General features: G+C 64.9%; 5 protein-coding genes and 1 pseudogene. All 6 read right to left on the reverse strand.

All coding sequences use genetic code 11. The features are described 5' to 3' along the window. A pseudogene (rpoB, locus tag AC04L7_RS12170) lies at nucleotides 1-1,640 on the reverse strand (DNA-directed RNA polymerase subunit beta); the annotation flags it as partial. A 236-nt stretch (nucleotides 1,641-1,876) separates the two neighbouring features. Continuing rightward, on the reverse strand, nucleotides 1,877-2,248 hold the full coding sequence (gene rplL, locus AC04L7_RS12175) for a 50S ribosomal protein L7/L12 (protein WP_296282926.1): 372 nt from the start codon (nucleotides 2,246-2,248) through the stop codon (nucleotides 1,877-1,879). A gap of 59 nt (nucleotides 2,249-2,307) precedes the next feature. After that, entirely contained in the window at nucleotides 2,308-2,844 is a 537-nt protein-coding gene (rplJ, locus tag AC04L7_RS12180) for a 50S ribosomal protein L10 (protein WP_296282927.1), read from the reverse strand. 372 nt (nucleotides 2,845-3,216) lie between these two features. Continuing rightward, entirely contained in the window at nucleotides 3,217-3,915 is a 699-nt protein-coding gene (gene rplA, locus AC04L7_RS12185; RefSeq protein ID WP_475513092.1) for a 50S ribosomal protein L1, read from the reverse strand. Nucleotides 3,916-3,918: 3 nt separating this feature from the next. Next, entirely contained in the window at nucleotides 3,919-4,347 is a 429-nt protein-coding gene (gene rplK, locus AC04L7_RS12190; RefSeq protein WP_055945202.1) for a 50S ribosomal protein L11, read from the reverse strand. Between the two features lie 197 nt (nucleotides 4,348-4,544). Further along, the coding region (gene nusG / locus AC04L7_RS12195) for a transcription termination/antitermination protein NusG (protein ID WP_475513093.1) at nucleotides 4,545-4,993 on the reverse strand (449 nt) is incomplete at its 5' end.

Genomic DNA, 4,993 nt, shown 5'->3' on the forward strand with positions numbered 1-4,993 from the left:
GGGTTGTTCTGGTCCATGAACTGCGACAACTGCGAGGAGCCGAAGAACTCCTTGATCGCCGCGGCCACCGGCTTGGCGTTGATCAGTTCCTGCGGGGTCAGGCCCTCGGACTCGGCCATCGACAGGCGCTCCTTGACGGCGCGCTCGACGCGGACCAGGCCAACGCGGAAGACGTTCTCGGCCATTTCGCCGACCGAACGCACGCGACGGTTGCCCAGGTGGTCGATGTCGTCCACGGTGCCGCGGCCGTTGCGGATCTCGGTCAGGACCTTGATGACGTCCAGGATGTCCGAGGTCTCGCCCAGGCTGGCGACCAGGCGCTTGGCTTCTTCGTCATTGCGCGCGCCGAAATACTTCTTGTCGTACAGCACGGCTTCGCCGGTGGTTTCCTTGCGGCCCACGCGACGGTTGAACTTCATGCGGCCGACGTTCGACAGGTCGTAGCGCTCGAAGGTGAAGAACAGGTTGTGGAACAGGTTCTGCGCGGCATCCTTGGTCGGCGGCTCGCCGGGACGCATCATGCGGTAGATCTCGACCAGCGCTTCGAGCTGCGTCTTGGTGGGATCGATGCGCAGCGTGTTGGACAGGTACGGACCACGATCCAGGTCGTTGACCCACAGCGTGCCCACCGCGTCCACGCCGGCCTTGCGGAACTTGGCCAGCTGGTCGTCGGTGATCTCGTCGTTGGCGGCGGCCAGCAGCTCGGCGGTGTTGGCGTCGATCACGTCGTGCGACAGGATGCGGCCCACCAGGTACTCGTCCGGCACGGCCAGGGCGGCGATGCCCGACTGCTCCAGCTGCTTCACGTGGCGCGCGGTGATGCGCTTGCCGGCTTCCACGATGACCTTGTCACCGTCGGCCAGGTCGAAGTTCAGCGTCTCGCCGCGCAGGCGCTCGGCGACCAGCTCCAGCTGCACGCCTTCCGGCAGGATGTGGAAGGTGTTGACGTCGAAGAACTCGTTGAGCATCTCCTCGTTGGAGTAGCCCAGTGCGCGCAGCAGAATCGAGACCGGAAGCTTGCGGCGACGGTCGATGCGCGTGAACAGCGCGTCCTTCGGGTCGAACTCGAAGTCCAGCCAGGAGCCGCGGTAAGGAATGATGCGGGCGCTGTACAGCAGCTTGCCCGAGCTGTGCGTCTTGCCACGGTCGTGGTCGAAGAACACGCCCGGCGAGCGGTGCAGCTGCGAGACGATGACGCGCTCGGTGCCGTTGACGATGAAGGTACCGTTGTCGGTCATGAGCGGAATTTCGCCCAGATAGACCTCCTGCTCCTTCACGTACTTGATGGCCTTGGTCGACGACTCGCGGTCGTAGATCACCAGGCGCACGGTCACGCGCAGCGGGGCGCCGTAGCTCAGGCCACGGTTGCGGCACTCGCGCTCGTCGAACACAGGTTCGCCGAGCTTGTAGCCGACGTATTCCAGCGCGGCGTTGCCGCTGTAGCTGGCGATCGGGAAGACCGACTTCAGCGCAGCATGCAGGCCGCGGTCCTCGCGCTTCGCGGGATCGGTGTGTTCCTGCAGGAACTCGCGGTAGGAATCGACCTGGATGGCCAGCAGGAACGGGACCTCGAGGATCGACCGCTGCTTGCCGAAATCCTTGCGGATGCGCTTTTTCTCGGTGAACGAATATGTCGTCATGTGACTGTGCCTCTGGCAGCGTGGGGCGCGCGTCCGCGACCACACGGGGGACATTCTTTCGAACGGGGGAATTTCCAGTTGGAAGTCGCTGGTATTGCCGGCACCAGCACGCCTTCTGCCGCTACTTCCAACTACAAACTCGCTTCTACATCGCTACGTCTTGAAACGACCGAAGGCCAGGGGCTTTCGCCCCCGGCCTCGGGTTGTCGCCTGGGTGAAAGGGCGACGGATACGACTTACTTGACTTCGACGCTCGCACCAGCGGCTTCGAGTTCCTTCTTGAACTTGTCGGCGTCGTCCTTCGAGATGCCTTCCTTCAGGACGCCACCGGCTTCGGTGAGGTCCTTGGCTTCCTTCAGGCCCAGGCCGGTGATGGCGCGCACGGCCTTGATGACGTCGACCTTCTTGGCACCGGCGTCCTTCAGGACGATGGTGAACTCGGTCTGCTCTTCGACCGGGGCGGCAGCGGCGGCCGGGCCCGCAGCAGCGGCGACCGGGGCGGCGGCGGAGACGCCGAACTTCTCTTCGATGGCCTTGACCAGCTCCATCACTTCCATCAGGGTCTTGCCGGCAATGGCGTCGACGATCTGTTCGTTGGAAAGGGACATTGTGTTTACCTTTGGAAATTATCTGGGATTAGGGTTCGTAGAACCGTAAGACGTCGAACTCAGGCTTCGGCCGGGGCTTCAGCGGCGGCTTCCGCCGGCGCTTCACCACCACCCTGCTGGTCGGCCACGGCCTTGACGGCGCGGGCGAACATGGACGCAGGTTCGGCCAGCACGCGGGCCAACATGGCCAGCGCCTGGTCGCGGGTCGGCAGCGACGCCAGGACTTCCACATGGCTGGCCGGATACAGCTGGCCACCCACGGAGACGACCTTCGGCTGAAGCTTGTCGTTGCCCTTGGCGAACTCCTTGATCAGGCGACCGGCAGCGCCGGGCTCCTCGGTCGAAAACGCATACAGCAGCGGACCGACGAGCTTGTCCTGGACAACCTCGAACTCGGTACCGGCGATGGCGCGCACGGCCAGCGTGTTCTTGACTACCTTCAAGTACACACCGGTCTCGCGGGCCTTCTTGCGCATCGCGGTCATCTGGGTGACCGTGGTGCCTGCGTATTCGGCAGCGACCAGGGAGTGCGCCTTGGCGGCGACGTCTGCCAGTTCGGCGACTACTTCTTGCTTCTGGGACAGATTGAGAGCCATACACTCCTCACTTATTGACTCCGCTCGCGGCTCCTGCCGTTCGCGGTCCTGGACGGCGTCCATCCTGGATGCCGGGGACTTGCGGTCCCGTCGGTGGCCTGTCTGACGGGCCGGCCTTGCGGCCGGCACCAGAAAACTTCCAGAAGGCGGCACCATCTGCGCAGGCGCACTCCCTTGCGGGTGTGGATTAAGCGATCCCGCTAGTCACGACGGCGATTCCCTGCCAACACGAGCCTCCCTGCCCGTCGTCGTCACGCGCTGACCGCACCTGCGGTCTTTGACGGCTGTCGCTTGCACCGGAAACCGGCCTGGGCGACTGCCCTCAAAATGCTGTGGCGCCCTGCCCCGCGTCGCGGGACAKGGGTGATGCGATTACTTCAGGGACAGCGAAGACTGGTCCACCGTCACGCCGGGGCCCATGGTCGAGCTGACCGAGATCTTCTGCAGGTACTGGCCCTTGGAGGTGGCCGGCTTGGCCTTGACCAGGTCGATCAGCAGCGCCTGCAGGTTCGACTTCAGCGCTTCATCCTCGAAGCTCGCCTTGCCGATGGTGCAGTGGATGATGCCGGCCTTGTCGGTGCGGTAGCGCACCTGGCCCGACTTGGYGTTCTTGACCGCCTCGGCCGGGTTCGGCGACACGGTGCCGACCTTGGGGTTCGGCATCAGGCCGCGCGGGCCCAGGACCGTACCCAGCTTGCCGACCACGCGCATCGCGTCCGGCGTGGCGATGACCACGTCGTAGTTGATGTCGCCGGCCAGCATCTTCTCGGCCAGGTCGTCCATACCGACGGCCTCGGCGCCAGCGGCGGCAGCTTCGTCAGCCTTGGCGCCGGCCGGGGCGAACACCGCCACGCGGACCGACTTGCCGGTGCCGGCGGGCAGCACGGTGGAGCCACGGACCTGCTGGTCCGACTTCTTGGCATCCACGCCCAGGCGCACGGCGACGTCGACGGACTCGACGAACTTGGACTTGACCGCGGTCTTGACGATCTTCAGGGCCTCGTCAATGGCGTATGCCTTGCCGGGGGTCACGGCGGCCAGGATGGCCTTCTGTCGCTTGTTCTGTGCCATCTCTTAACCCTCTACCGTCAGGCCCATGGAGCGGGCGGAACCCGCGATCGTGCGCACCGCTGCGTCCAGGTCGGCCGCGGTCAGGTCGGGTTCCTTCGCCTTGGCGATGTCCTCGAGCTGCTTGCGGGTGACCTTGCCCACCTTCTCGGTGTTGGGGCGCTTGGAGCCGGACGTGATGCCGACGGCCTTCTTCAGCAGGATCGACGCCGGGGGCGTCTTGGTGATGAAGGTGAAGGTGCGGTCGGAATAGGCCGTGATGACCACCGGAATCGGGAGACCCGGCTCCAGCTTCTGCGTGGCGGCGTTGAACGCCTTGCAGAATTCCATGATGTTCAGGCCGCGCTGACCCAGCGCAGGACCGACCGGCGGCGAGGGGTTGGCCTGACCGGCCTTCACCTGCAGCTTGATGTAACCGACAACTTTCTTTGCCATGTGAGTACTCTCCGGGTGCTAGCGCCTCTGAAGGCTCCCCATCGGACCGGGAAAATCACGCGTCCCGGCATCGCGTATCTCGAACGCGCCAATGGCCACCCGAAGGCGGCCATGGCTCCTGCCCGGCCAGCCGTTCAGGGAGCCGCGCAGTATAACAGGGTTTTGGCGGACCCGCTCGAGCGGGCCCGGCCGCCGGATCAGGCCTTCTCGACCTGTCCGAATTCCAGCTCCACCGGGGTGGAACGGCCGAAGATCAACACCGCCACGCGCAGGCGGCTCTTCTCGTAATTGACTTCCTCGACCACGCCGTTGAAGTCGTTGAACGGACCGTCGGTGACACGGACCATCTCGCCCGGCTCGAACAGCACCTTGGGCTTGGGCTTCTCGACACCTTCCTGCACGCGATCCAGGATGGCGGCCGCCTCTTCGTCGCGGATGGGCAGCGGACGATCGGCGGTGCCACCGATGAAGCCGAGCACCTTGGAGGTGTCCTTCACCAGGTGCCAGCTTTCATTGTCCATGCGCGGGATGCCGCCGTCGTCATGGGTCTCGATCTGGACCAGCACATAACCGGGGAAGAACTTGCGCTCGGAACGGCGCTTCTGGCCGGAGCGCATCTCCACGACCTCTTCGGTCGGGACGAGGA

The sequence above is a fragment of the Pseudoxanthomonas sp. LjRoot204_2 genome (assembly GCF_056175765.1).

Coding starts and splice junctions, on each gene's coding strand:
- rplK (WP_055945202.1), bottom strand. CDS start 4,347: ATGGCAAAGAAAGTTGTCGGTTACATCAAGCTGCAGGTGAAGGCCGGT.
- rplJ (WP_296282927.1), bottom strand. CDS start 2,844: ATGGCTCTCAATCTGTCCCAGAAGCAAGAAGTAGTCGCCGAACTGGCA.
- rplL (WP_296282926.1), bottom strand. CDS start 2,248: ATGTCCCTTTCCAACGAACAGATCGTCGACGCCATTGCCGGCAAGACC.